The organism is Streptomyces erythrochromogenes, from assembly GCF_040684695.1.
In the GTDB taxonomy this organism is placed as follows: Bacteria; Actinomycetota; Actinomycetes; order Streptomycetales; family Streptomycetaceae; genus Streptomyces; species Streptomyces erythrochromogenes_C.
Genome location: NZ_JBFBGM010000016.1, coordinates 163,095 through 184,048, shown reverse-complemented (window position 1 = coordinate 184,048; position 20,954 = coordinate 163,095). Strand labels below are relative to the sequence as shown.

Here is a 20,954-nt window from a genome sequence, read left to right as displayed (position 1 = left end):
GCTCCCGAGTACGCCCAGTACGCGAGGAGCTCCTCCGCCTTGCGATGCACGGCACCGGACAACGCGGGCTCGGCCGACAAGATCCGAAAGAGACGACCTAGGGGGTGTCCGGCGGGGCCGGGCTCCCGGCCCCGCGCCCCGGCGAGGCCCGCTCCCGTTCCGTGCCCCGGCCGCGCGGCGCTACAGCTTCTGCGCGGCCGCGATGCCCAGCGCCACGATCAGCGTGACCACGATGAACACGATCAGGCGCTGGCGCATCAGCTTCGGGTCCGGCCGCGAAGGCCGCCGCCCCGTCCCCGTCGTCCTGGGCGCCGGACGACCGCCCGTGCGCCCCGCGGTCGGCCGGGAGGACGGACCCCCGGGGCTGCGCGGGTTGCGCGAGGAGGAGGGCCGCGAGTGCGGGCCGCTCGGCGAGCCGCCCTGCGGCCTGGGCGCGCCACCGCCCGTACGGCGCTCCGTACGCTGCTCCGCGTGGTCCAGCGCCCCCTCGGGCAGTCGGCCCGTCGGCCGCTCCGTCCGGGCCCGCTGCGCCGGCGGGCGGCCGTCCGACAGCCCCTGGGCCTCGCGGGCCGCGATCTCCTTGAGCCGCATCGACAGCTGGAGCGTGCTGGGCCGCTCCTCGGGGTCCTTGGCCAGGCAGGCCCGTACGAGGGGCGCCAGCGCGTCCGGGACCCCCTGCAGGTGCGGCTCCTCGTGCACCACCCGGTACAGCATGACCTCGGAACTGCCGTGCCCGAAGGGCGAGTCGGCGGTGGCCGCGTAGGCGAGGGTGGCGCCGAGCGCGAAGACGTCCGTGGCCGGGGTGACGGCGGCGCCGCGCACCTGCTCGGGCGCGAGGAAGCCGGGGGAGCCGACGGCCGTACCCACATGGGTGAGGGTGCTCGCCCCGGTGGCCCAGGCGATCCCGAAGTCGATGATCCGGGGGCCCTTGGGGGACAGGAGGATGTTGGAGGGCTTGAGGTCCCGGTGGACGACTCCCGCCTCGTGCACGGCGACCAGGCCCTCGGAGAGCGCGGCGCCGACTGCGGCGATCTGCGCCGCCGTCAGGGGGCCCTCCTCGGCCACCTTGTCGTGCAGCGAGGGCCCGGGCACGTACTGCGTCGCGAACCAGGGCCGCTCGGCCTCCAGGTCCGCGGCGACCAGGCGCGCCGTGCACCCGCCCCGGATCCGCCGGGCCGCGGACACCTCGCGGGCGAACCGCGAGCGGAACTCCTGGTCCTCGGCCAGGTCCGGCCGGATGACCTTGAGCGCGACGCGCTGCCCGCGCCGGTCCGATCCCAGGTAGACCACGCCCATGCCGCCGGCCCCGAGCCGTCGGTGCAGTCTGAACGAGCCGACGACACGCGGGTCCTCGCGCCGGAGCCGCATCATCGCCATGTCCACCCCGCTGACCGGTCGTCCTGTTGACCTGCCACAGCTTACGGACCATCCGGCATGCGCGCTCAGAGGCCGCGCCCTCGTCGGGAGATTCGATTGTCAGTGCGGCACAGCACACTTGAGAGAGCTTCAGGGATCCCGCCCGCCGCCCCGGAGGAGGCCGGCCGCAGGCCCAAACAGCCCTTCAAGCAAGGGGATTGGCGCTCCGGCGCAGGTGGGAGTGTGCCGGAGCGCGCACCGGCGCCGCCGCAACCGGAGTCGATCTTGCCGATGCCCGATCGGCGGACACGCATGAACAGGGAGTGACGGAAGTGAGGGAAGTCACTACCCTCCGGTCATCCCCTCCGGGATGACCCCGACGCAAGGGGGACGGTCTCCACCCAGGGGAGTACGCGGCGCGGTCGCCCTCATCCTCCTGGAGGCCCGGAAGTGGGTACGAGGGCATGAGGCCTGAGGCCTTCCGCCCGCCTAGTGTTGAAGTCAAGCGGCGGGTGATGCACTCGTCCCCCGAGGTCAAGAGCCCGCCGCTGCCAGACGACAGGGAGAGGACCATGGCGGACATCGCACGGCAGGGACGCAAGGCATTCGCGTTCAACAGCCATGAGTCCGGCACCCGCCACCCACTGGTGGCAGCGGCCATGGTGCTCCCCCTGGCCGCCCTGCTGCTCTTCCTCTTCGGAGGGTTCGACCAGCTGGCGGCACAGGCGTCGTCCGTGGGCATGATGCCGGGGCGCTGAGCGGCGCCCCGGGCCCGGGAGAGCGGCCCGGGCCGGGACATCGGCCTGTCGTACCCCGTGGGGACGGGGGCGCGACGGACGGCAGGTGAAGGGTGCTGCCCGTACGACTGGGGAGTCGTGCGGGCAGCACCCTTTTTGACGCCCGCGCAGAAGCTCCGCACCCGTGTGGAGGAACGCGAAAGCCCCGGCCGTGAGGACGGCCGGGGCTTTCCGGTGGTGCGCGATACTGGGATTGAACCAGTGACCTCTTCCGTGTCAGGGAAGCGCTCTCCCGCTGAGCTAATCGCGCGGGACCGCGGTGCGAAACCGCAGGTGATGCGTGTACTGCGTGCGCGATACTGGGATTGAACCAGTGACCTCTTCCGTGTCAGGGAAGCGCTCTCCCGCTGAGCTAATCGCGCGGGGATCCTTGCGGATCAGTGGACGATACTGGGATTGAACCAGTGACCTCTTCCGTGTCAGGGAAGCGCTCTCCCGCTGAGCTAATCGTCCTTGGAGGTGGAGACGGGATTTGAACCCGTGTAGACGGCTTTGCAGGCCGTTGCCTCGCCTCTCGGCCACTCCACCATGGAGCTGCGGGGGTTCTCGGGAAGATCCCCCACTTCGAGCGGACGACGAGACTCGAACTCGCGACATCCACCTTGGCAAGGTGGTGCTCTACCAACTGAGCTACGTCCGCAGGTCACCGTGTTCGCTCCGGGGTTTTCCCCCTTCGCTCCCTGGCGACGTGTTGAACTCTAGCGGATTCCCGGGCCAGCTCAAAAACGCGTTTCCGCAGCGTGCTGCCGCTCGATCACCACAGGTCACCCGGCCGTCACCGCACCGGCGCCCTCGCGTCGCCGGTCATAGACTCGCAGCCGTGCACGACCTGCCCCCCATGGCCCGCTTCGGCGGCCTCCTCGCGACCGACCTGCGGGATGTCACCAGTGACCCCGCGGCCCTCGACTCCACCGGCTTCTGGGCGGTGGCCGCCGACTTCGAAGGGCGCCTCGTCTGCGCGCGCTTCGGGGACGTGCGGCCCGACCCGGTCCCCGCGCCCGTCCCCGGGGCCTGGACCGGTCCCGACGCCGATCAGTGGACCTCCTCCCTCGACCGGGCCGCGTACGTCGCCGGAGTACGCCGCATCCGCGAGCACATCGCGGCCGGCGAGGTCTACCAGGCCAACCTCTGCCGGGTGATGTCCGCGCCGCTGCCGCGCCCGGACCGCGCCGACGTCGACGCCCTCACCGCACTCCTCGCGCGCGGCAACCCCGCCCCCTACGCAGGAACGATTCGCCTCGCGGCGCACGGTGTGGAGATCGCCACCGCCTCGCCCGAGCTGTTCCTGCGCCGCGACGGCCGCCGCGTCGAGTCCGGCCCCATCAAGGGCACCGGCCGCACCGCCGACGACCTCCTGCCCAAGGACCACGCCGAGAACGTGATGATCGTGGACCTCGTACGCAACGACCTCGGCCGGGTCTGCGCCACGGGCTCGGTCTCCGTCCCCGAACTGTGCGCCATAGAGGAGCACCCCGGGCTCGTGCACCTCGTCTCCACCGTGAGCGGCGAACTGGCCGACGGGGCCGGCTGGCCCGAACTGCTCGCCGCGACCTTCCCGCCCGGATCCGTCACGGGCGCGCCCAAGTCCTCCGCCCTGCGGATCATCGAGGCCCTGGAGACCGCCCCGCGCGGCCCCTACTGCGGGGGCATCGGATGGGTCGACGCGGACCGCCGCACCGGCGAGCTCGCCGTCGGCATCCGTACCTTCTGGATCGACCGGGAGGCACCCGGCGCCCCCCGCCTGCTCTTCGGCACCGGGGCCGGCATCACGTGGGGTTCCGACCCCGACCGCGAATGGGCGGAGACCGAGCTCAAGGCGGCGCGCCTGCTGCGCGTCGCCGCGGGCCGGGAGACAAGCGGCCCCCAGGGGGCGAACGGTACGACGGGAAGGACCGCACCATGAGGATCTGGCTCGACGGAGCCCTGAAGGACGTCGACAGCGCGACCGTGTCCGTCCTCGACCACGGGCTCACCGTGGGCGACGGCGTCTTCGAGACGCTCAAGACGGAGCACGGCCGGGCCTTCGCGCTCACCCGCCACCTGGAGCGGCTGACCCGCTCGGCCCGGGGCCTGGGCCTGCCCGACCCCGACCTCGACGAGGTGCGCCGCGCGTGCGCCGCCGTCCTGGAGGCCGAACCCGTCGAACACGGGCGGCTGCGCGTCACCTACACGGGCGGCGTCGCCCCGCTCGGCTCCGACCGCGGCGACGCGGGGCCCACCCTGATCGCCGCCGTCGCCGCGTCCCCCCGCCGCCCGGACACCACCGCCGTCGTCACGGTGCCCTGGGTCCGCAACGAGCGCTCCGCCGTGGCCGGCCTGAAGACCACCTCGTACGCCGAGAACGTGGTCGCGCTCGCCGCCGCGCACCGCGCGGGGGCGTCCGAGGCGCTCCTGGCCAACACCGTGGGCCGGCTCTGCGAGGGCACCGGCTCCAACGTGTTCGTCGTGCTCGACGGGGAACTGCACACCCCGCCGCTGGAATCGGGCTGCCTCGCCGGCATCACCCGGGCCCTCGTCGTCGAGTGGGCCGGCGCCAAGGAGACCGACCTCTCCTTCGAGGTGCTGGAACAGGCCGAGGAGGTCTTCGTGACCTCCTCGCTGCGCGACGCCCAGGCGGTCGTCCGCATCGACGGCCGGGACCTGGGCACCGGGCCCGGACCGGTCACCGCCGAGGTCATGCGGATCTTCCAGGTGAAGGCCGGCGACGACCTCGATCCGTGAACACCGGTGACGCGGAGCCGCCGGGCAGGTAGAACTCGAAGTGATGACCACCACCCTGCGGCCCGCGCAGCCGCTTCAGCGAAACAGTGACGGCACCCGGCGGCGGGCCTACGAGGTCCGGGTCAACAGCCGCCGGGTCGGCACGCTCGAACTGGCCACCCGGTCCGCCGCCCAGCCGGGCATCGGCGTCATCCGGGGGCTGTGGATCGACGAGGGCGACCGCCGGCGCGGCCGCGGCACGGTCGCCGCACTCGCCGCCGAGGAGGTGCTGCGCTCCTGGCGCTGCACCGGGATCGCGGTGTCGGTGCCCGCCGACGCCGGACCGGCGCTGCGGATGGCGGCGGCCCTCGGCTACCGGGAGACCGGCCGGGTCATGGTCAAGGAACTGCCGGAGCGCCCGCCGGACCTCCCCGCGGGCGTCATCGGCCGGCCGATGACGCGGGCGGAGTTCGACGCCTGGCTGGAGCCCGGCATCGTGGAGTACGGACGCCGGCTCACCGCCCCGGGCATGACCGAGGAACAGGGGGTCGCCGCCTCCCGCGCCGAACACGCCAGGATGCTGCCCGACGGCCCCGACACGCCGGGGACCGACTTCCTCCTGCTGGAGACCCCGGCGGGGGAGACCCTGGGCACCGTCTGGATCGGGGAGTGCGAACTGCCCGGCCTCGGCGCGGTCCCGTACGTGTACGACGTCAAGGTCGCGCCCGAGCACCGCGGGCAGGGCCACGGGCGGGCCCTCATGCTGCTCGCCGAGCGGACCGTCCTGGCCGCCGGAGGGAGCCGGCTGGGCCTGCACGTGGTGGAGGGCAACACCCCGGCCCGGCGGCTCTACGAGTCGCTCGGGTACCGGGACATCGCGGTGAACGCCTCGAAGGAGCTGATCTAGGGGCTGATCCAGGGGGTGTCCGGCGATCAGGCCGCGAGGAGGCGGTCGACGATCTCCTCGATGCGGGCGCGCAGGCCCTCCTGGCTCTTGCCGCCGTCGAGGCGCTCGCCGTCGATCACGTAGGTCGGGGTGCCGGTCACGCCGATGGCCTTGCCCTCGGCCTGGTCGGCGTCGACGATCAGGATGTGCCGGCCGTCGATCAGGGCCGTGTCGAACTCCTCGACGTCCAGGCCCAGGTCGCGGGCCACGTCCAGCAGCACCTGCTCGCCCCGCTCGGACAGCTCCGCGGTACGGGCCAGCAGGGCCTCGGCGTAGGGCCAGCCCTGGCCCTGCTCGGCGGCCTCCTCGGCGGCCTGCGCGGCGGCGAACGCGTGCTTGTGCTTCTCCAGGGGGAAGTGGCGCAGCCGGATGTCCAGCCGGTCGCCGTAGCGGGCCCGCAGGGCGCGGACGTCGTCCAGGGCGCGGTGGCAGTCCGGGCACTGCAGTTCGCACCAGACGTCGAGGATCACGGAATCGGTCATGCGGACAGTCTCCCAGCCCCGGCCCGGCCCGCCGACCGGGACCTGGGGAGGAGATCCGACCCCGACATCTCCCGGAGATCGGGGCCGGGGCGGTTCATCGCCTGGCCCCTGCGGCGGCGGTCGGTGCACGATGGACGGACGGGGACGGAACACCCCGCCGCCGAGGACTCCCGGAGGACCGCATGCTTGCCGAGACCATTTGCTCCGCGGTGTCCGCGGCGGGCCTGGGCATCGCCGCCGTGACCGCCTACCGCAGGCGGTTCCTGGCCGCCGCGCGGATCGCCGCGTACTCACTGGTGCCGGTCGGCCTCGTGCTGACGGGTGTCGTGGAGTGGCTGACCGGCATCGTCTTCAACCCGACCGTCTGGATCGGCTTCGGGCTGCTGGGGCTGGCCTGGCTGATCCTCTACACCACCCGCGCCGTCGAGCGGCGCAGCCTGGGCGGCTCCGGGAAGCCCGCGAAGAAGAAGGCGAAGGCGGGCACCTCCCCGGAGGCCGTGGCCCCGGCCGCCTCCAAGCCCTCCCTCGGCACCGCCGCCCCCGCCGCCACCCGCCGCGACCAGCCGCCCGCCGCACCCGCGGACGACTTCTCCGACATCGAGGCCATCCTCAAGAAGCACGGCATCTGACGACGACCGCAGGCCGGATCGGGCACGCGGCCGGTCAGCGCTTCTTGGTCTGCTTCCGCTGCGGTCGGTTCCAGTCGCCTCGGTGCTGCTGGCAGCGGGGGTAGCCGATCATCGCGGGATTCCGGCACGGCTTGCCGGTCTTGGTCCTGGTCGACCCACACTTGACCTGATAACCCACGGGTCCTCCCTCTCCTCGGGCCTGGCGGTCACGGGCCGGAGCGGCCGGTCAGGCTGCCCGTGCCCCTGAATGACAGTGGCCCTGCCCTGGGGCAGCTGCCAGGGCGCATGGCAGGCGCGGACGAGGCAGTCGGCAGGCGCAGCATCCGCCGGGAGGGGCGGGAAGCACGGCGGGCGGGGGTGTGGGAGCCGGATCGGGTCACGTCCACAAGATCGAGCGAACTGCCGCGCGCGTGTTGGCGTGTTGAGGCGTGCGGGGCGGACCGCTGCGCCATCATCGGCGCGACATGTTCGAGACATCGCAGAGTGACCCCGCGGTGCCCGTCCCGGTACCCGACCCCGTCGCCGACGAGCCGAGAGGCTGCCTGTTCGCGCTCTCCCAGCCGCCGCTGATGATCTTCCTAGCGGTGATCGGGATCCTGCTGCTGCTCGCCGCCGTGCACGATCTCTTCCTGCTCTGACGGCCCCGCGTCGGCCTCCTTGCGGCGGGCCCGGTACGCCGCCACGTGCAGCCGGTTCCCGCAGGTCCGGCTGTCGCAGTAGCGCCGGGAGCGGTTCCGCGAGAGGTCGACGAAGGCGCGCCGGCAGTCGGGGGCCTCGCAGCGGCGCAGCCGTTCCTGTTCGCCGGAGACCACGATGAAGGCCAGTGCCATGCCGCCGTCGGCCGCCAGGTGGTCGCCCACCGACGCGCCCGGCGCGAAGTAGTGCACGTGCCAGTCGTAGCCGTCGTGGTCGGTCAGCTGCGGCGTGGTGCCCGCGGTCGCCACCAGCTCGTTGATCAGCACGGACGCGGCGCGGGCGCTGGGCGCCGCGAAGACCTGGGCGAACTTCGAGCGCACGGTCCGGACGCCGGCCAGGTCGCGCGCGCCGAGCTCGCCGACGTCGCTGATCGAGTACTCCTGGACGAAGCCGCGCAGCGCGCCGATGTCCGAGAGACCGTCGGGCTGGTCGGGTTCGGCCGCGGTGTTCACCAGCGCGACGACGACGTCGAGCGCGCGACGGGTGTCGTGTGGGATCTGCACGGTGTCTCCCTGGGGGCCGGGCCTGCGGCGACGGGCGCGCCGCCGATGCCGCCCGACAATAGCCGGTCCCCGCGCAGCACACAGGCGCCGTCCTCGCGGGTGGCTTCCGCGGGAACAGCGCCGGCGCACGCGTATGTGGTTGTCCGCTCCGCACCGTCGCCCCGAGTCGGACGGTGTCGAGCGGCCGGGAGTCTGGCTCAGCTTTCGGCCAGGATGTGGGAGAGCTCCTTGTCGAGGTCGAAGTGCCGGTGCTCGGTCCCGGGTGGAACCGCGGCGTCCGTCCGCTTGAGGAACGACTCCAGGGCTCGGGCGGGTGCTTCGAGAAGCGCTTCTCCCTCCGGTGAGCTCAGGGCGATGCAGACGACGCCCTGACCGTGACTGCGGGAGGGCCAGACGCGGACGTCGCCGGTACCGGTGGGCCGGTGGAGACCCTCTGCGAGGAGGTCGCGGGCGAACACCCATTCGACCGTCTCCTCGGCGCCGGTGTGGAAGGTGGCGTGCACGGCGTAGGGGTCGGCCGTGTCATACCGCAGGCCCGCGGGAACAGGCAGTGAGGACTCGCTCGACACAACGAGGCGCAGGTGCAGCTCGCAGCTGACCGTGGTGTTCATAAGCGCCAGGGCCTTTCGCTCAGTGTGCGCTCGGGGATTCGCACGTCGGCGAAATCGACATGCCACCTACGGTGTCGTTGTAAACCCCTCTGACCGTTTTGCGGACCTCTGGGTCCCTCGGACGGCGGATCCAAACCGCCGTTCCCGTGTGCTTCGTGCTCGGGTAGATTCGACCCATGAATACGGGGAGTAACCGCGGAACGAACGAGTCCGCTACGGGTGACACCACCACGGAAACCGCCACGGAAACCGCCGCGCAGGCCGCGGCGGAGACCGGGGCGGAGGCCGAGGAGGAAACGCCGCACGTGTCGAAGGCGCCCGCCTTCATCAAGGCCCGCAAGAGCCTGCACCTCAGCTGGCAGGTCGGCGTCTTCGTCGTCGGCCTCGCGGTGATCGCCGCCGGCGTCGCCATGCTCGTCCTGCCCGGCCCCGGCTGGGTCGCGATCTTCGCGGGCCTGGCGATCTGGGCCACCGAGTTCGCCTGGGCCCACCTCGTACTGCGCTGGACCAAGCGCAAGGTCACCGAGGCCGCGCAGAAGGCGCTCGACCCGAAGGTGCGCCGCCGCAACATCATCCTGACCACCACGGGCCTCGTCATCGCGGGCGCCCTGATCGGCTTCTACCTGTGGAAGTACGGGCTCGTCCTGCCCTGGGACCTCAAGGACCAGTGATGGCAAAGAGCACCGCTGACATGGGGTAATGTTTGCGGTGCGTCCGGGCGATTAGCTCAGTGGGAGAGCACTTCGTTCACACCGAAGGGGTCACTGGTTCGAACCCAGTATCGCCCACCCGGACCAGAGGCCCGGAGACATTCACCGTCTCCGGGCCTCTGGCGTTTCCCGCCTCGGGCCGTGGCCCGAGGCCCCGCGCGGCCCGCCTACCGCAGCCGCCCGATCGCCGCCCGCAGCCTGCGCGCGTCCCGCAGCCGCTTCTCGTACGTCGCCCCCACCGCCAGCAGCAGTACGCCGGCCAGCGCGGGCGGTACCCAGCGCGGCAGCGCCCCCGCGACCTGCACCACGTACGGGGCCAGCTCGTGCACCGCCACCGCCGCCAGCACCGCGCCGCCCAGCAGGAGCGGGGCCTGGAGCCGCCGGTGCGCCCCCGCCAGGGTCACCGCCAGCGCGGCCGCCCCCAGCACCAGCGGGCGCACCCAGCCCGCGTCTCCCCAGGCCGCCAGCAGGCTCGGCACCAGCGTCGCCGCCAGCCCCGGCCCGTACGCCGTCCAGGACGAGGCCTGCGCGTCCCTGCGGCGCCGCAGGAAGCCCACCGCGAGCGCGGGCACCGTGACCGGCAGCGTGTACGCCTCCGGCGCCGTCACCCCGGCCTCCGCCAGCCGCACCCACGTCGCCGCCACGAACAGCGCACCCGCCGCCCAGCCCAGCGCCCGCCGCTCCGGCCGCACCGCGGCCCCCGCGCAGACCACCCCGGCCAGCGCCAGGACCAGCGCCAGCGTCCCGGGCCGCCCCGCGGACAGCACCAGCGCCAGGACCCCCGAGGCGGCCGCCGCGACCTCGGCCGGCAGTCGTACGGCGCCCAGCCGCGGCCCGAGCGCGGCCACGAGCGCCGGGACCGCCAGGACCGGCAGCGCCCACCAGACCACCGCCAGGTCCGTCACCGCGGACGCGGCCACCAGCAACCCCGTCGCGCAGCCGACCGCGCACACCGCGGCCCCCGACCGGACCCACCGCGCCGCGGGCCCGTACGCCGCTCCCGCCGCACAGCCCGCGCCCAGCAGGCCCCAGACCGCGAAGGTCGCCGCGCGGCCGTCCAGCGCGCCCAGGGACACGTTCCCGGCCCCCGCCAGCGCGCACACCGCCGCCGCGATCCCGGCCCCCCGCGACGGCGGGCGCAGCGCGAGGAACCCGGCCGCGCCCGTGACCGCGAGCTGCGCCGCGAACACCGCCGCCACCGGGAACCCGAGCAGCACCGGCGCCGTGAACAGACCCGCCCAGCCCAGGACCACCGCCGCCACCACGGGCTCCGGCCGCGCCGACACCCGCGACAGCCACCAGGCCGCCCCCGCCGTCATCAGCAGCGCGACCGCGGCCGCCGCCCCCGGACCGTACGGATCCGCCGCCGGGGTCGTCGCCGCCCACACCTCCTCCAGCACCCGCAGTCGCGCCACCAGCACCGCCGCCGCGGCACCACCGGCCGTCAGCGCGCCGAGGGAGCCCACCACCACCCCGGCGAGGACCGACCCGCGCCGCACCGCCTCCGGCAGGGCGGGCACCCGTACCGCCGCCAGCAGCGGCAGGCCCACCAGCAGGTGCGCCACCACCGCCCAGCCCGGCTCCAGCTCGGGCCGGACCACGCCGCCCACGGCCACCACCGCCGCCACGGCGCCCACCAGCGCCGCGGCCCAGGCCCGCGGCTCCCGCCAGGCGGCCGCCACACCCAGAGCCGCGCCCGCCAGCAGCAGCGCCGCCGGAGCCAGGGCCTGCCCCGCGGAGCCCGCCGACCACGACTGCGCCGCGCCGACCAGCAGCGCGGCCGAACCCAGCACCGCCGCCGGGACCGCCGCCGCACGGACCCGCAGCGCCAGCAGCGCGTCCAGCGCCGCCGTCACCAGCAGCGCCCAGCCGAGACCCGTCGCGCCCGCGTCCGCCGCGATCGCGGCCAGCGGCAGCGGCAGCTGCGCCGCGAGCACCGCCGCCGGCAGCGGCAGCCGCAGCGTCCGCAGCGCCGACCCGTACCCGGCCCACGCCGCCGCCAGCACCGCGGCCGCGCCCGCCGCGTACCCGGTGCCGTCGGCGTCCGGCATCCCGACCGCGTAGAGCGCGTACGCGTCCAGCACCGTCAGCAGCAGCCCCACGGCGGCCACCGACTCCGCCGTCGACCGCAGCCCGCGGCGCACCAGCACCGCGGGCGCGGCCAGCGCCGCCGCCGTCACCACGGCCAGCACCGCCGAGCGCCCGGCGATCCCCATGGAGCCCCAGCTGACCAGAGTGAACGCCAGCGCGGCCACGGCCAGCAGCACCGCGCCCAGGGTCAGCAGCACGTTCTGCGCACTGGGGGCCGAAGCCTCCTTCGCGGGCCCGGAGGGGCCGGCGGACCAGGCGGGCGAGCCGGAAGGAGCGGGTCCCCAGCGGGCCACCGCGGTGCCCGGCTGCCGGAGCAGGCGCAGCAGCCAGTCCCGGCGGGCCAGCAAATACAGGCGCCGGGCATCGAGTTGGGCCAGCTCACGGTCGATGAGCGCCAGCTCTTCGGCCGGCGGCAGAGGGGAGTTCATATGCGGAGTGTGGCGCCCGTCACCCGGTCAGGACATGGGCGGGGGTACTCAAGTACGGACTGAGTACCTCCGGGCGGCCCCCGGCCGGGGAAGCGGTTTGAACCAGCCCCGAGGCTTCTGTATTGTTCAGTGCGTTCCCGGGCGATTAGCTCAGCGGGAGAGCACTTCGTTCACACCGAAGGGGTCACTGGTTCGATCCCAGTATCGCCCACCGGGACAGGCCGGTCCGTCGATGACGGACCGGCCTTCCGCATGTCCGGGGCCGTGTCGTCCTACGCCGCCGCCGACAGGTCCGGCCGCAGCGGCCAGTGCGGATCCACCGCCTCCGGAGTCCCCTGCCGCGCGAACCACGCCTGGAGTCCCCGCGCCTGCGCCGCGTGCCACACGGCCTGGAGCGTGTGCAGTTCGGCCGGCGTCAGCCGCTCCAGCCGCGACGCGAACCGGCGGCCCACCGCCCGTACGAGCTCCAGCGAGGCCATCGCGTCCGCCGCCGCCTCGTGCGCGCCCTCCAGCTCGATCCCGTAGTGCGCGCACAGGTCCGTCAGCGTCCGGCGGCCCTTGCGGTACCGGTCCAGGTGCTTGTCCAGCACCCGCGGGTCCAGCACCGTCAGCGGCCGGTTGTCCAGGTACCGCGACAGCGACGACGCCCGGTGCCGGCGCAACTCCCGGTCCAGCAGCGTCAGGTCGAACGGAGCGTTCATCACCACCACCGGACGGCCCGCGACCTGCTGCTCGCCGAGCGCCCGGGCTATCTCCTCCACCACCGGCGCCGGCCAGCGCCCGTGGCGCTGCAGGTGCTCGTCGGTGAGGCCGTGCACTTCCGTCGCGCCCGCGGGCACCGGAACGCCGGGATTGACCAGCCAGCGCGTCGTGCGGATCCGGCCGCCCGCGCACTCCTGCACGATGAGCGCGGCGGACACGATCCGGTCCTGCTCCACGTCCACCCCGGTGGTCTCCGTGTCGAATGCGGCCAGCGGGCCCTCGTACCAGCGTGTCATGGCGAACTCCTCGTCCCCGGTCGGCAGTTGGGGTGCAGCCGGGCGCCGCCGCCTCGGAACGTGCCGCCCCTGCCCGAATCGGTGATACCCGGGCTGTTTGTTCCGTACGCCGTTTGCGGCGACCCGGGTGCGGAGACAACAACCCTGGGGGACCGTACACATGACCGGTCGTCACCCACCCACCCACCGAAGGCAGAGCCCGGAAGGCATGGGGAGCCGGCCATGGCGCTCGCACAGCCCGAACCGGGCGGGGTGCTGGCGGGGCAGATCGATCCGCGGACCGCAAGCGGCGCACAGGCGCCGGACGGGACGCGGGCCGTACCGCTGCGCGGCACACTCGCCACCACCGCCTGCATGGAGACCCTCCAGGTGGGATACCTGCACGCCGTCGCCGCCGCGGCCGGCTGCTCGCTGTCCCAGCCCTTCCCCGACAACGGCGTCGACTGGCACGTCAGCCACGGCGCCCCCGAGCACGTCGTCGACGACGAGGTCACCGTCAAGGTGCAGTTGAAGGCGACCTACCAGGTACCGCCCCGGCCGCCCGGGCCCACCTTCGCCTTCACCCTCGACAACGAGCACCTGGTGAAGCTGGCCCGCACCCCGGTCGCCGTCCACAAGATCCTCGTCGTGATGCTCGTCCCGCGGGAGCGCGACCAGTGGCTCGCCGCCGGACACGACCGGCTCGACCTGCGGCACTGCTGCTACTGGACCAATCTCGCCGGACACCCCGTGACCGGCCGGCGCCGGACCACCGTACGGATCCCGACCGCGCGGATCTTCGACGACCGGGCGCTGTGCGAGATCATGACCCGGGTCGGGTCGGGAGGGACACCCTGATGCACTGGCACCCGTCGAACCTCGAACCACTGCTGCCCCCGGACCACGGCCGCCCCGGCCACTTCCCGGACTTCGCGCACTCCTCCGCGGCCCCCGACCCCGCGCAGGTCGACCCGGCCGTGCTCGGCGCGCTGCTGCACCGGCACGGCTGGCTCCGCCGGGGCGGGGCCGCCGGCCGGTACGGGCGCTGGACACCGCCCGGGTACGGGGGTACCAGCCTGCTCGTCCCCGAGAACCGCGGTTTTCCCGACTGCGCCGATCTACTGGAGGAGGCGCTGACCGCGCTGGCGCACAGCACGCTGCCGTCGGCGCGGGAGGTGCTCTACGGGCTGAGCGTGCCCAGCGACGAGATCCGCTGGGAGCGGGAGGTCCCGCCGGGGGCGTACGGACTGGAGGGCGAGGCCGCCTGGACCGTGCAGGAGCAACTGCGCTCGGCCGCCCGGCAACTGCTGCTGGCGGGGGCGCTCGCGGCGCGGGCCCGGGCCGGCTACTACGGCGCCCGCCACCGCGCCCAGGCCGAACGGGTCCTGGACGCGGTGCTGGTGGGGCCGCAGCCGGGCGGGCGGCGGCTGAGCGCGTACGTGCCCGTGGACGGCGGGCGGGGCACCGTGACGCGACTGCACCACGCGCTGCACGCGGCCCGCGAGGCCGTCGACTACCGGCGGGCCACCGGCGGGATGGAGGCCTTCGACGCCGCCGTGGCGGCCGGGGTCAGCCGGGAACTCGCCGAGGCGCTGATCGCCCTGGTGCGCGGGTCGGAGGGGGCGCGCGTCGCACTGGCCTGGGCGCCCGCGGCCGGGGTGCCGGCGGGCTGCGCGGCCCGGCCGGAGCCGGTGGAGTTCTCCCCGGGCGACCTGCCCGTCCTGCGGGAGGCCGCGGCGCGCTACACCCGCGACGAGCCGGCCGTGCAGGTGCGGGTCGCGGGGGCGGTGGTCCGGATGCGCCGCTCGGCCCCGGGCGGCGGCGGCACGGTCCGGCTGCGGGTCCTCACGGGAGCGGAGGTCCCGTACGTACGCGCCGCGCTCGACGAGGAGGCGTACCGGGTGGCGGGACACGCGCACCTGGTGGGCCTGCCGATCCGGATCAGCGGACGGCTCCAGCGGCGGGGCGGCTTCCGCCGGCTCACCGACGCCACGGACGTGAGCCCCGTTCCGCTGGACGAGGTCGAGCGGGACCGCCTCATGAAGTCCCTGGACGAGTCCTTCGACCCGTCGGACGTCCTTCCGTCGGACGACTGAAGGAGGCCATGGTCAGGCCCGGGGCGGGGGAGAAGTCGGCGCCGCGGGTGAAGCCGAGGGCCTCGTAGAGGCGGACGGCGGGGGTGTTGGCGGCCCCCGTGGTGACCTGCACGGGGCGGCCGGGGAAGAGTTCGGCCAGGGCGTGGCGCAGCAGCAGGGAGGCGACGCCGCGGCGGAAGAAGGCCGGGGCCACGCAGAGCCGGTCGATGCCGACGGCGCCGTCGGGCGCCTCCTCCCAGGCGAGGAAGCCGGCCAGCTCGCCGCCCTCGGAGACGGCCCCGACCCAGCGCAGCTCCTGCGCGCGCATCTCGGCGAGGCTCTCGCGCAGGGCCGGGATCCCGTCGAAGCCGATGAGCTCGGCCTCGACGGCGTAGGCGTCCCGGCCGATCCGGTGCACGGCTGCCGCCGTGGTGTCGTCGCCCAGGTCGAGCGGGCGTACGTGCGGACTCGGCATGGGGGTCCCTCCGGGGGCTGGGGCGGCTCCCCACGCTACCGCCGGCTCCGGGCGGCGGGCCCGGATTTTCCGCCGCCCCTCCGCCGCCCGCCGCTGCGCGGTGCATGGCGGTTCGGGTCGCGAGCCGGGGCTCCGGGGTGGGCCGGTGCCGCTCCGGGGTGTCTCCTCGGCTCGCGAACCCCTGGCCGGATCGGCCCGCCGGCCGGCGGTGGGTTCGCTCGGCCTGCGGGGACACCCCGGAGCGTCCCCACCCCACGGGCGGGTCCGGGTCCGTCCCTTCGGGTGGGGCGGGGGCACACCGGGTTCTCCCCGCAGGTCGAGCGAACCACCCCTGACCAGCAGACCGGCTCGGCCAGGGTTCGCGAGCCGAGGAGAGAACCCGGGGGGACCCCGCCCCACCCCCCGCCCCGGGCGGCCTTCCCGTTCGGGCGAAGCCCGAACGCTGCCTCTGCCGGGGCGGGAGCCCGGGGTGGCTCGGCGGGGGTGCCCCTGCCGTGGGGGCGGGGTGGGGCGGAGCCCCGGAGGAACCGTTTAGCGGCGCAGCCACTCGGCTCGGTACGATTCAGGCGCGCAGCGTTCGCTCGCGCATCCCCTGAGTCAGGAGAGACCGGTGTCAGACGTCCGTGTGATCATCCAACGCGATTCCGAGCGGGACGAGCGCGTGGTGGCCACGGGCACTACGGCGGCGGAGCTCTTCGCCGGCGAGCGCACCATCGTCGCCGCCCGCGTCGCGGGCGAGCTCAAGGACCTCGCCTACGAGGTGCGGGACGGCGAGACCGTCGAGCCGGTGGAGATCTCCTCCGAGGACGGCCTCGACATCCTGCGCCACTCGACCGCCCACGTCATGGCGCAGGCCGTGCAGGAGCTGTTCCCCGAGGCCAAGCTCGGCATCGGCCCGCCGGTCCAGAACGGCTTCTACTACGACTTCGACGTGGCCCGGCCCTTCACCCCGGAGGACCTGAAGGCCATCGAGAAGAAGATGCAGGAGATCCAGAAGCGCGGCCAGCGCTTCTCCCGCCGCGTCGTCACCGACGAGGCGGCCCGCGAGGAGCTCGCCGACGAGCCGTACAAGCTGGAGCTCATCGGCATCAAGGGCTCCGCGTCCACCGACGACGGCGCGAACGTCGAGGTGGGCGGCGGCGAGCTGACCATCTACGACAACCTGGACGCCAAGACCGGCGAGCTGTGCTGGAAGGACCTCTGCCGCGGTCCCCACCTGCCCACCACCCGCACCATCCCGGCGTTCAAGCTCATGCGCAACGCGGCCGCCTACTGGCGCGGCAGCGAGAAGAACCCGATGCTCCAGCGCATCTACGGCACCGCGTGGCCGTCGAAGGAGGAGCTGAAGGCCCACCTCGACTTCCTCGCCGAGGCCGAGAAGCGCGACCACCGCAAGCTCGGCAACGAGCTGGACCTCTTCTCCATCCCGGACGAGATCGGCTCCGGCCTCGCCGTCTTCCACCCGCGCGGCGGCATCATCCGTCGGGTCATGGAGGACTACTCCCGCAAGCGGCACGAGGAGGAGGGCTACGAGTTCGTCTACTCCCCGCACGCCACCAAGGGCGCCCTCTTCGAGAAGAGCGGCCACCTGGACTGGTACGCGGAGGGCATGTACCCCCCCATGCAGCTCGACGGTGGTACCGACTACTACCTCAAGCCCATGAACTGCCCGATGCACAACCTGATCTTCGACGCGCGTGGCCGCTCCTACCGCGAACTGCCGCTGCGCCTGTTCGAGTTCGGCACCGTGTACCGGTACGAGAAGTCGGGTGTCGTCCACGGTCTGACCCGCGCCCGCGGCTTCACCCAGGACGACGCGCACATCTACTGCACCCGTGAGCAGATGGCGCAGGAGCTCGACACCACGCTCACCTTCGTGCTGAACCTGCTGCGCGACTACGGCCTGACCGACTTCTACCTGGAGCTGTCCACCAAGGACCCGGAGAAGTTCGTCGGCTCGGACGAGGCGTGGGAGGAGGCGACCGCGGTCCTCGCGCAGGTCGCCGAGAAGCAGGGCCTCCCGCTGGTCCCGGACCCGGGCGGCGCCGCCTTCTACGGTCCGAAGATCTCGGTGCAGTGCAAGGACGCCATCGGCCGCACCTGGCAGATGTCGACCGTGCAGCTCGACTTCAACCTGCCGGAGCGCTTCAACCTGGAGTACACCGCTCCGGACGGCTCCCGCCAGCGGCCGGTCATGATCCACCGTGCGCTGTTCGGCTCGATCGAGCGGTTCTTCGCCGTGCTGCTGGAGCACTACGCGGGCGCCATGCCGCCGTGGCTGGCGCCGGTCCAGGCCGTCGGCATCCCGATCGGCGACGGGCACGTCGAGTACCTGCAGGAGTTCGCCGCCGAGGCGAAGAAGCAGGGTCTGCGGGTCGAGGTGGACGCCTCCTCCGACCGTATGCAGAAGAAGATCCGCAACCACCAGAAGCTCAAGGTCCCGTTCATGATCATCGTCGGTGACGAGGACATGGCCGCGGGCACCGTCTCCTTCCGCTACCGCGACGGTTCGCAGGAGAACGGCATCGCCAAGGACGAGGCGCTGGCCAAGCTGGCGAAGGTCGTCGCGGACCGCGTCCAGGTCTGATCCGCACCCTCGGGCCCCCGGAAAGTGATCACTTTCCGGGGGCCTTCCTCGTCCGTCCGGGCAAGGTCATATGCTGCATGCCATGACGACTGAGCCGGAGCAGCAGATCGGGGTCGGCACGCAGGACGCGTTCCAGCGTCTGTGGACGCCCCACCGGATGGCCTACATCCAAGGGGAGAACAAGCCGACCGGCCCGGAGGCCGGGGACGGCTGTCCCTTCTGCGGGATTCCGGAGATGTCCGACCAGGACGGGCTGGTCGTGGCGCGGGGCAAGCACGTCTACGCCGTGCTGAACCTCTACCCCTACAACGGTGGCCACCTGATGGTCGTGCCGTACCGCCACGTCGCCGACTACACCGAACTCGACGCCCCGGAGACGGCCGAGCTGGCCGACCTCACCAAGCGGGCCATGGTCGCGCTCCGCAAGGCCTCGGGCGCGCACGGCTTCAACATCGGCATGAACCAGGGGGCGGCGGCCGGCGCCGGCATCGCCGCGCACCTGCACCAGCACATCGTGCCCCGCTGGGGCGGGGACACGAACTTCATGCCGGTGGTCGGCCACACCAAGGTGCTGCCCCAGCTCCTGGCGGACACCCGCCAGATGCTCGCCGACGCCTGGCCCGTGGGCTGACCCCTACGCGGCGTGCCCCTCGCGCCGGGCCCGCAGTTCGGCCTCGACGTCGAACTCCTTCAGGTTGAGAGGAGGGCCCGGCGGGGGCATCCGCAGGGCCGCCCGGATCTTCTCGTTGACCTGGGTGAGGAGGGCCCGCGCCTCGCGCTCCGTGCGCGCTGCCGCAGCCGCCTCGCGGGCGTCCTCGGCCTCCTTGCGCAGCGCGAGCGCCGGCGGGAGGGCGGCGAAGCCCTCGCGGTGCATCTTGCCCCGGATCCACCACAGCTCGTCGTAGGGGGCGTCGAGCGAGGCCATCGGCTTGCCGAAGCCCGGCAGCTCCTTGAAGTCGCCGCGTGCGGCGGCCTGCCGGATCTGCCGGTCCACGAAGGACTCGAAGTCCACGCCAGGCGGTTTGCGCTCGGTCACGGTTGCCTCCTCGGGCCGTCTCCCCGTCTCCGTCCTCCTCCACCCTAACTAGGCGTCGTAGACGTCGGCCTTGCGCGGGGAGGGCTCCTGGACGAGGCCGCTCATGATCGAGGAGCGGTTGGTGAAGCGATCGGTGTCCACGCCGTTCTCCTCCAGCACCTTGAAGGTCGCCGCGTGGATCGACCGCAGGACCGGAGCCACCGTGCGCAGGGCGTCGTCGGCCATGAACCGGTGGCGCCACATCGAGCCCGCCCAGACGTGGCGCAGGCCGAAAGGCTCGGGCAGGACCAGCTTGCCGCCGAAGAATTCCAGGACCGGCGGGTACCAGGTCAGCGGGGCCCGCACGGCGAGCCGCACCACCTCCTGGGCGTCCACCAGCGGCAGCGGCTTCTCCACGGTCTCCCAGAAGCGGATGCTCTTGGGCACCTCCACCACCGGGGCCTTGGACTTCGTGGTGAACAGGCCGTGCACGGGGCCGAGGGCGTGCGCGGTGACGTCCACGCGCAGGGTCTTGTAGAGCACGGTCACGGTCACGAGCATGTTGATGATCAGCTGGCCGTCCCAGAGCGGGTACTGGATGCCCAGGTAGTGCCGGTTCCCGGCGTTGAACTGCTGCTCGTTGCAGATACGGGTGACCTCGTGCGGCTTGACGAGGAAGGCGTCGACGTTCTCGCCGGTGGGGCGGGCCACCTCGCCGGCGCCCTCGCCGATCGGGGTGACGATCCAGTGCTGGATCGCGGCGGGCGGGAAGCCTCCGGTGTGCAGCGGGCCGCGCTCCAGCTTGCGCAGCTGGGCGTCGATCGCGCGTATGACGTCCCAGGAGCGGAAGGGGTGGATCTCCTTGGCCTCGTCCTTCGGGGCGAGCTCCTCGGCCATCTGCCAGTTGCCCCAGCGGGTGCCCATGCCCAGGATGCCCTTGGGGCCGGCGTAGAAGACCTGGTTGCTGCGGTCCTCCGCGGTCAGCTTGGCGAGCTGGTGGCGCAGGTCCTCGCGGGCCTTCTCGTCGGGGTTGCCCGGAACGGCCTCCGGGATCTTGGCGGCGACCCCGCCCCCGGACAGCAGCCCGTCCCATCGTTCGCGCAGGTCACGCGCGGTGGACTCGCAGGTGCGACGGGCCAGCAGCCAGCCCAGCGCGGGAGCGATGATCATGCCGCGGGCGTAGAGGCCCAGGAAGCCGGTGAGCGGCAGCCGGAACATCAGGACGGCGGCGACGACACCGATGCCCACCAGGAGCGCGGTGCCCAGCCAGGAGTGCTTGCCCTGCTTGGAGGCCAGGGACTTGCGGAGCTGGAAGAGGCCCAGCCACAGCAGCAGCCCGGGCAGGAACAGCACACCGCAGACCAGCATGATCAGCCGGAGCCTGCGGTCGCGCTCCTTGCGGATGCGGGACGCGGCCAGGCAGTGTTCCACGACCGTCTGCGGGTCGGCGCCGAAGGACTGGATGAGCGGCTTGCGGCCGGACCCCAGGGTGCGGGCCTCGACGGCCCGGCAGAAGGCCTCGCCGAGGCTGGGCTCGAAGAGGGAGAGCTTCGGCGGCTTCACCGTGGCCGGGTGGTTCTCGCTGTTGGCCCCGAGTATGGCGTCGAGCTTGGTGTCCTTGCCGCCGTCGCGGTACGCGGCCGAGGCGAGGGCGTTGGTCGCCGCCGTCTGCCCCCCGCCGTTCTGCAGAGGAATCTGCGCGCCGGGCCTGAAGTCGAATCCGTCGTCCGCCACCGCTGCCCCCACCCCCATCGCCGTGCGTTCGTGCTCTTTCGATGCGCCGAAAAGCCTATCCGCGGAACCCGCCCCATGGTCATGGGACAGGGAAATGCCGCCCGCCGCAAGCCGGTTGGGCGGGCGCCACTCCGGTGCTCCT

At 73.3% G+C, this 20,954-nt stretch carries 20 protein-coding genes and 7 tRNA genes; 13 read left to right on the top strand and 14 right to left on the bottom strand.

Annotated elements, in window-relative coordinates:
* Window positions 1–180: 180 nt before the first annotated feature.
* Entirely contained in the window at window positions 181–1,383 is a 1,203-nt protein-coding gene (locus AB0O53_RS23720) for a serine/threonine-protein kinase (protein ID WP_350996571.1), read from the bottom strand.
* Window positions 1,384–1,904: 521 nt separating this feature from the next.
* Here AB0O53_RS23720 and AB0O53_RS23715 point away from each other — a divergent pair.
* Entirely contained in the window at window positions 1,905–2,114 is a 210-nt protein-coding gene (locus AB0O53_RS23715) for a hypothetical protein (protein WP_381625941.1), read from the top strand.
* A gap of 214 nt (window positions 2,115–2,328) precedes the next feature.
* On the opposite strand, the gene AB0O53_RS23710 is transcribed toward AB0O53_RS23715, so the two are convergent.
* From AB0O53_RS23710 to AB0O53_RS23690, 5 genes are all read right to left on the bottom strand, one after another.
* Window positions 2,329–2,403: transfer RNA gene (locus AB0O53_RS23710), tRNA-Val, on the bottom strand.
* Window positions 2,404–2,443: 40 nt separating this feature from the next.
* Window positions 2,444–2,515 (bottom strand) — tRNA-Val (locus AB0O53_RS23705).
* Between the two features lie 19 nt (window positions 2,516–2,534).
* Window positions 2,535–2,606, bottom strand: a tRNA-Val gene (locus AB0O53_RS23700).
* Between the two features lies 1 nt (window position 2,607).
* Window positions 2,608–2,681, bottom strand: a tRNA-Cys gene (locus AB0O53_RS23695).
* 39 nt (window positions 2,682–2,720) lie between these two features.
* A tRNA-Gly gene (locus AB0O53_RS23690) sits at window positions 2,721–2,793 on the bottom strand.
* A gap of 180 nt (window positions 2,794–2,973) precedes the next feature.
* On the opposite strand from AB0O53_RS23690, the gene AB0O53_RS23685 reads away from it, so the two are divergent.
* Genes AB0O53_RS23685 through AB0O53_RS23675 form a run of 3 tightly spaced genes read left to right on the top strand, consistent with a single transcriptional unit; the run spans window position 2,974 to window position 5,760 of the window.
* A complete protein-coding gene (locus AB0O53_RS23685) occupies window positions 2,974–4,056 on the top strand; it encodes a chorismate-binding protein (protein WP_365198018.1) in 1,083 nt (360 codons plus the stop codon).
* A complete protein-coding gene (locus tag AB0O53_RS23680) occupies window positions 4,053–4,874 on the top strand; it encodes an aminotransferase class IV (RefSeq protein ID WP_350996577.1) in 822 nt (273 codons plus the stop codon). Before AB0O53_RS23685 ends, AB0O53_RS23680 begins: the two co-directional genes overlap by 4 nt.
* A gap of 43 nt (window positions 4,875–4,917) precedes the next feature.
* Window positions 4,918–5,760: a GNAT family N-acetyltransferase gene (locus AB0O53_RS23675; RefSeq protein WP_350996579.1), complete on the top strand. Its 843-nt coding sequence runs from the start codon at window positions 4,918–4,920 to the stop codon at window positions 5,758–5,760.
* Between the two features lie 26 nt (window positions 5,761–5,786).
* On the opposite strand, the gene AB0O53_RS23670 is transcribed toward AB0O53_RS23675, so the two are convergent.
* Window positions 5,787–6,281: a DsbA family protein gene (locus AB0O53_RS23670; RefSeq protein ID WP_350996582.1), complete on the bottom strand. Its 495-nt coding sequence runs from the start codon at window positions 6,279–6,281 to the stop codon at window positions 5,787–5,789.
* A gap of 182 nt (window positions 6,282–6,463) precedes the next feature.
* Between AB0O53_RS23670 and AB0O53_RS23665 the strand changes: the two genes are divergently transcribed.
* Both AB0O53_RS23665 and AB0O53_RS23660 read left to right on the top strand, forming a co-directional pair.
* Window positions 6,464–6,910, top strand: coding sequence for a hypothetical protein (locus tag AB0O53_RS23665; protein ID WP_350996584.1), 447 nt, complete (start codon window positions 6,464–6,466; stop codon window positions 6,908–6,910).
* 464 nt (window positions 6,911–7,374) lie between these two features.
* The gene (locus AB0O53_RS23660) at window positions 7,375–7,548 is read left to right on the top strand and encodes a hypothetical protein (protein WP_173675212.1); all 174 of its coding nucleotides are present in this window, start codon (window positions 7,375–7,377) and stop codon (window positions 7,546–7,548) included.
* Here the strand turns inward: AB0O53_RS23660 and AB0O53_RS23655 are convergent.
* Entirely contained in the window at window positions 7,489–8,109 is a 621-nt protein-coding gene (locus tag AB0O53_RS23655; protein ID WP_030841698.1) for a CGNR zinc finger domain-containing protein, read from the bottom strand. The two genes, AB0O53_RS23660 and AB0O53_RS23655, sit on opposite strands and share 60 nt — an antisense overlap.
* Window positions 8,110–8,306: 197 nt before the next feature.
* The gene (locus AB0O53_RS23650) at window positions 8,307–8,720 is read right to left on the bottom strand and encodes an SsgA family sporulation/cell division regulator (RefSeq protein ID WP_030011909.1); all 414 of its coding nucleotides are present in this window, start codon (window positions 8,718–8,720) and stop codon (window positions 8,307–8,309) included.
* A 176-nt stretch (window positions 8,721–8,896) separates the two neighbouring features.
* On the opposite strand from AB0O53_RS23650, the gene AB0O53_RS23645 reads away from it, so the two are divergent.
* Both AB0O53_RS23645 and AB0O53_RS23640 read left to right on the top strand, forming a co-directional pair.
* Entirely contained in the window at window positions 8,897–9,391 is a 495-nt protein-coding gene (locus AB0O53_RS23645) for a TIGR02611 family protein (protein ID WP_350996587.1), read from the top strand.
* A 45-nt stretch (window positions 9,392–9,436) separates the two neighbouring features.
* Window positions 9,437–9,508, top strand: a tRNA-Val gene (locus AB0O53_RS23640).
* A gap of 89 nt (window positions 9,509–9,597) precedes the next feature.
* On the opposite strand, the gene AB0O53_RS23635 is transcribed toward AB0O53_RS23640, so the two are convergent.
* Window positions 9,598–11,949, bottom strand: coding sequence for an SCO7613 C-terminal domain-containing membrane protein (locus AB0O53_RS23635; protein WP_365198012.1), 2,352 nt, complete (start codon window positions 11,947–11,949; stop codon window positions 9,598–9,600).
* Window positions 11,950–12,088: 139 nt separating this feature from the next.
* Between AB0O53_RS23635 and AB0O53_RS23630 the strand changes: the two genes are divergently transcribed.
* A tRNA-Val gene (locus AB0O53_RS23630) sits at window positions 12,089–12,160 on the top strand.
* Between the two features lie 61 nt (window positions 12,161–12,221).
* Here AB0O53_RS23630 and AB0O53_RS23625 read toward each other — a convergent pair.
* Window positions 12,222–12,947, bottom strand: a complete 726-nt coding sequence (locus AB0O53_RS23625; RefSeq protein WP_365198010.1) for a 3'-5' exonuclease — start codon at window positions 12,945–12,947, stop codon at window positions 12,222–12,224.
* 222 nt (window positions 12,948–13,169) lie between these two features.
* Here AB0O53_RS23625 and AB0O53_RS23620 point away from each other — a divergent pair, with 222 nt between their 5' ends.
* The gene (locus AB0O53_RS23620) at window positions 13,170–13,784 is read left to right on the top strand and encodes a DUF4365 domain-containing protein (protein WP_350996596.1); all 615 of its coding nucleotides are present in this window, start codon (window positions 13,170–13,172) and stop codon (window positions 13,782–13,784) included.
* Window positions 13,784–15,022, top strand: coding sequence for a hypothetical protein (locus AB0O53_RS23615; protein ID WP_350996598.1), 1,239 nt, complete (start codon window positions 13,784–13,786; stop codon window positions 15,020–15,022). Before AB0O53_RS23620 ends, AB0O53_RS23615 begins: the two co-directional genes overlap by 1 nt.
* On the opposite strand, the gene AB0O53_RS23610 is transcribed toward AB0O53_RS23615, so the two are convergent.
* Window positions 14,964–15,476 carry a GNAT family N-acetyltransferase gene (locus tag AB0O53_RS23610; protein WP_350996601.1) on the bottom strand — a complete coding sequence of 171 codons (513 nt, stop codon included), beginning with the start codon at window positions 15,474–15,476 and terminating at the stop codon, window positions 14,964–14,966. The genes AB0O53_RS23615 and AB0O53_RS23610 overlap by 59 nt on opposite strands.
* Before the next feature lie 610 nt (window positions 15,477–16,086).
* On the opposite strand from AB0O53_RS23610, the gene thrS reads away from it, so the two are divergent.
* Together thrS and AB0O53_RS23600 are read left to right on the top strand one after the other, a co-directional pair.
* Window positions 16,087–18,063 carry a threonine--tRNA ligase gene (gene thrS / locus AB0O53_RS23605; RefSeq protein WP_350996604.1) on the top strand — a complete coding sequence of 659 codons (1,977 nt, stop codon included), beginning with the start codon at window positions 16,087–16,089 and terminating at the stop codon, window positions 18,061–18,063.
* A 70-nt stretch (window positions 18,064–18,133) separates the two neighbouring features.
* Window positions 18,134–18,694: an HIT family protein gene (locus AB0O53_RS23600; protein ID WP_030830117.1), complete on the top strand. Its 561-nt coding sequence runs from the start codon at window positions 18,134–18,136 to the stop codon at window positions 18,692–18,694.
* Between the two features lie 3 nt (window positions 18,695–18,697).
* Here the strand turns inward: AB0O53_RS23600 and AB0O53_RS23595 are convergent, their stop codons facing one another.
* A complete protein-coding gene (locus AB0O53_RS23595; protein ID WP_350996607.1) occupies window positions 18,698–19,099 on the bottom strand; it encodes a DnaJ family domain-containing protein in 402 nt (133 codons plus the stop codon).
* A gap of 48 nt (window positions 19,100–19,147) precedes the next feature.
* Complete coding sequence (locus AB0O53_RS23590; RefSeq protein ID WP_350996610.1) at window positions 19,148–20,812, bottom strand: AbeC-like domain-containing protein; 1,665 nt, start codon at window positions 20,810–20,812, stop codon at window positions 19,148–19,150.
* Window positions 20,813–20,954 lie beyond the last annotated feature (142 nt).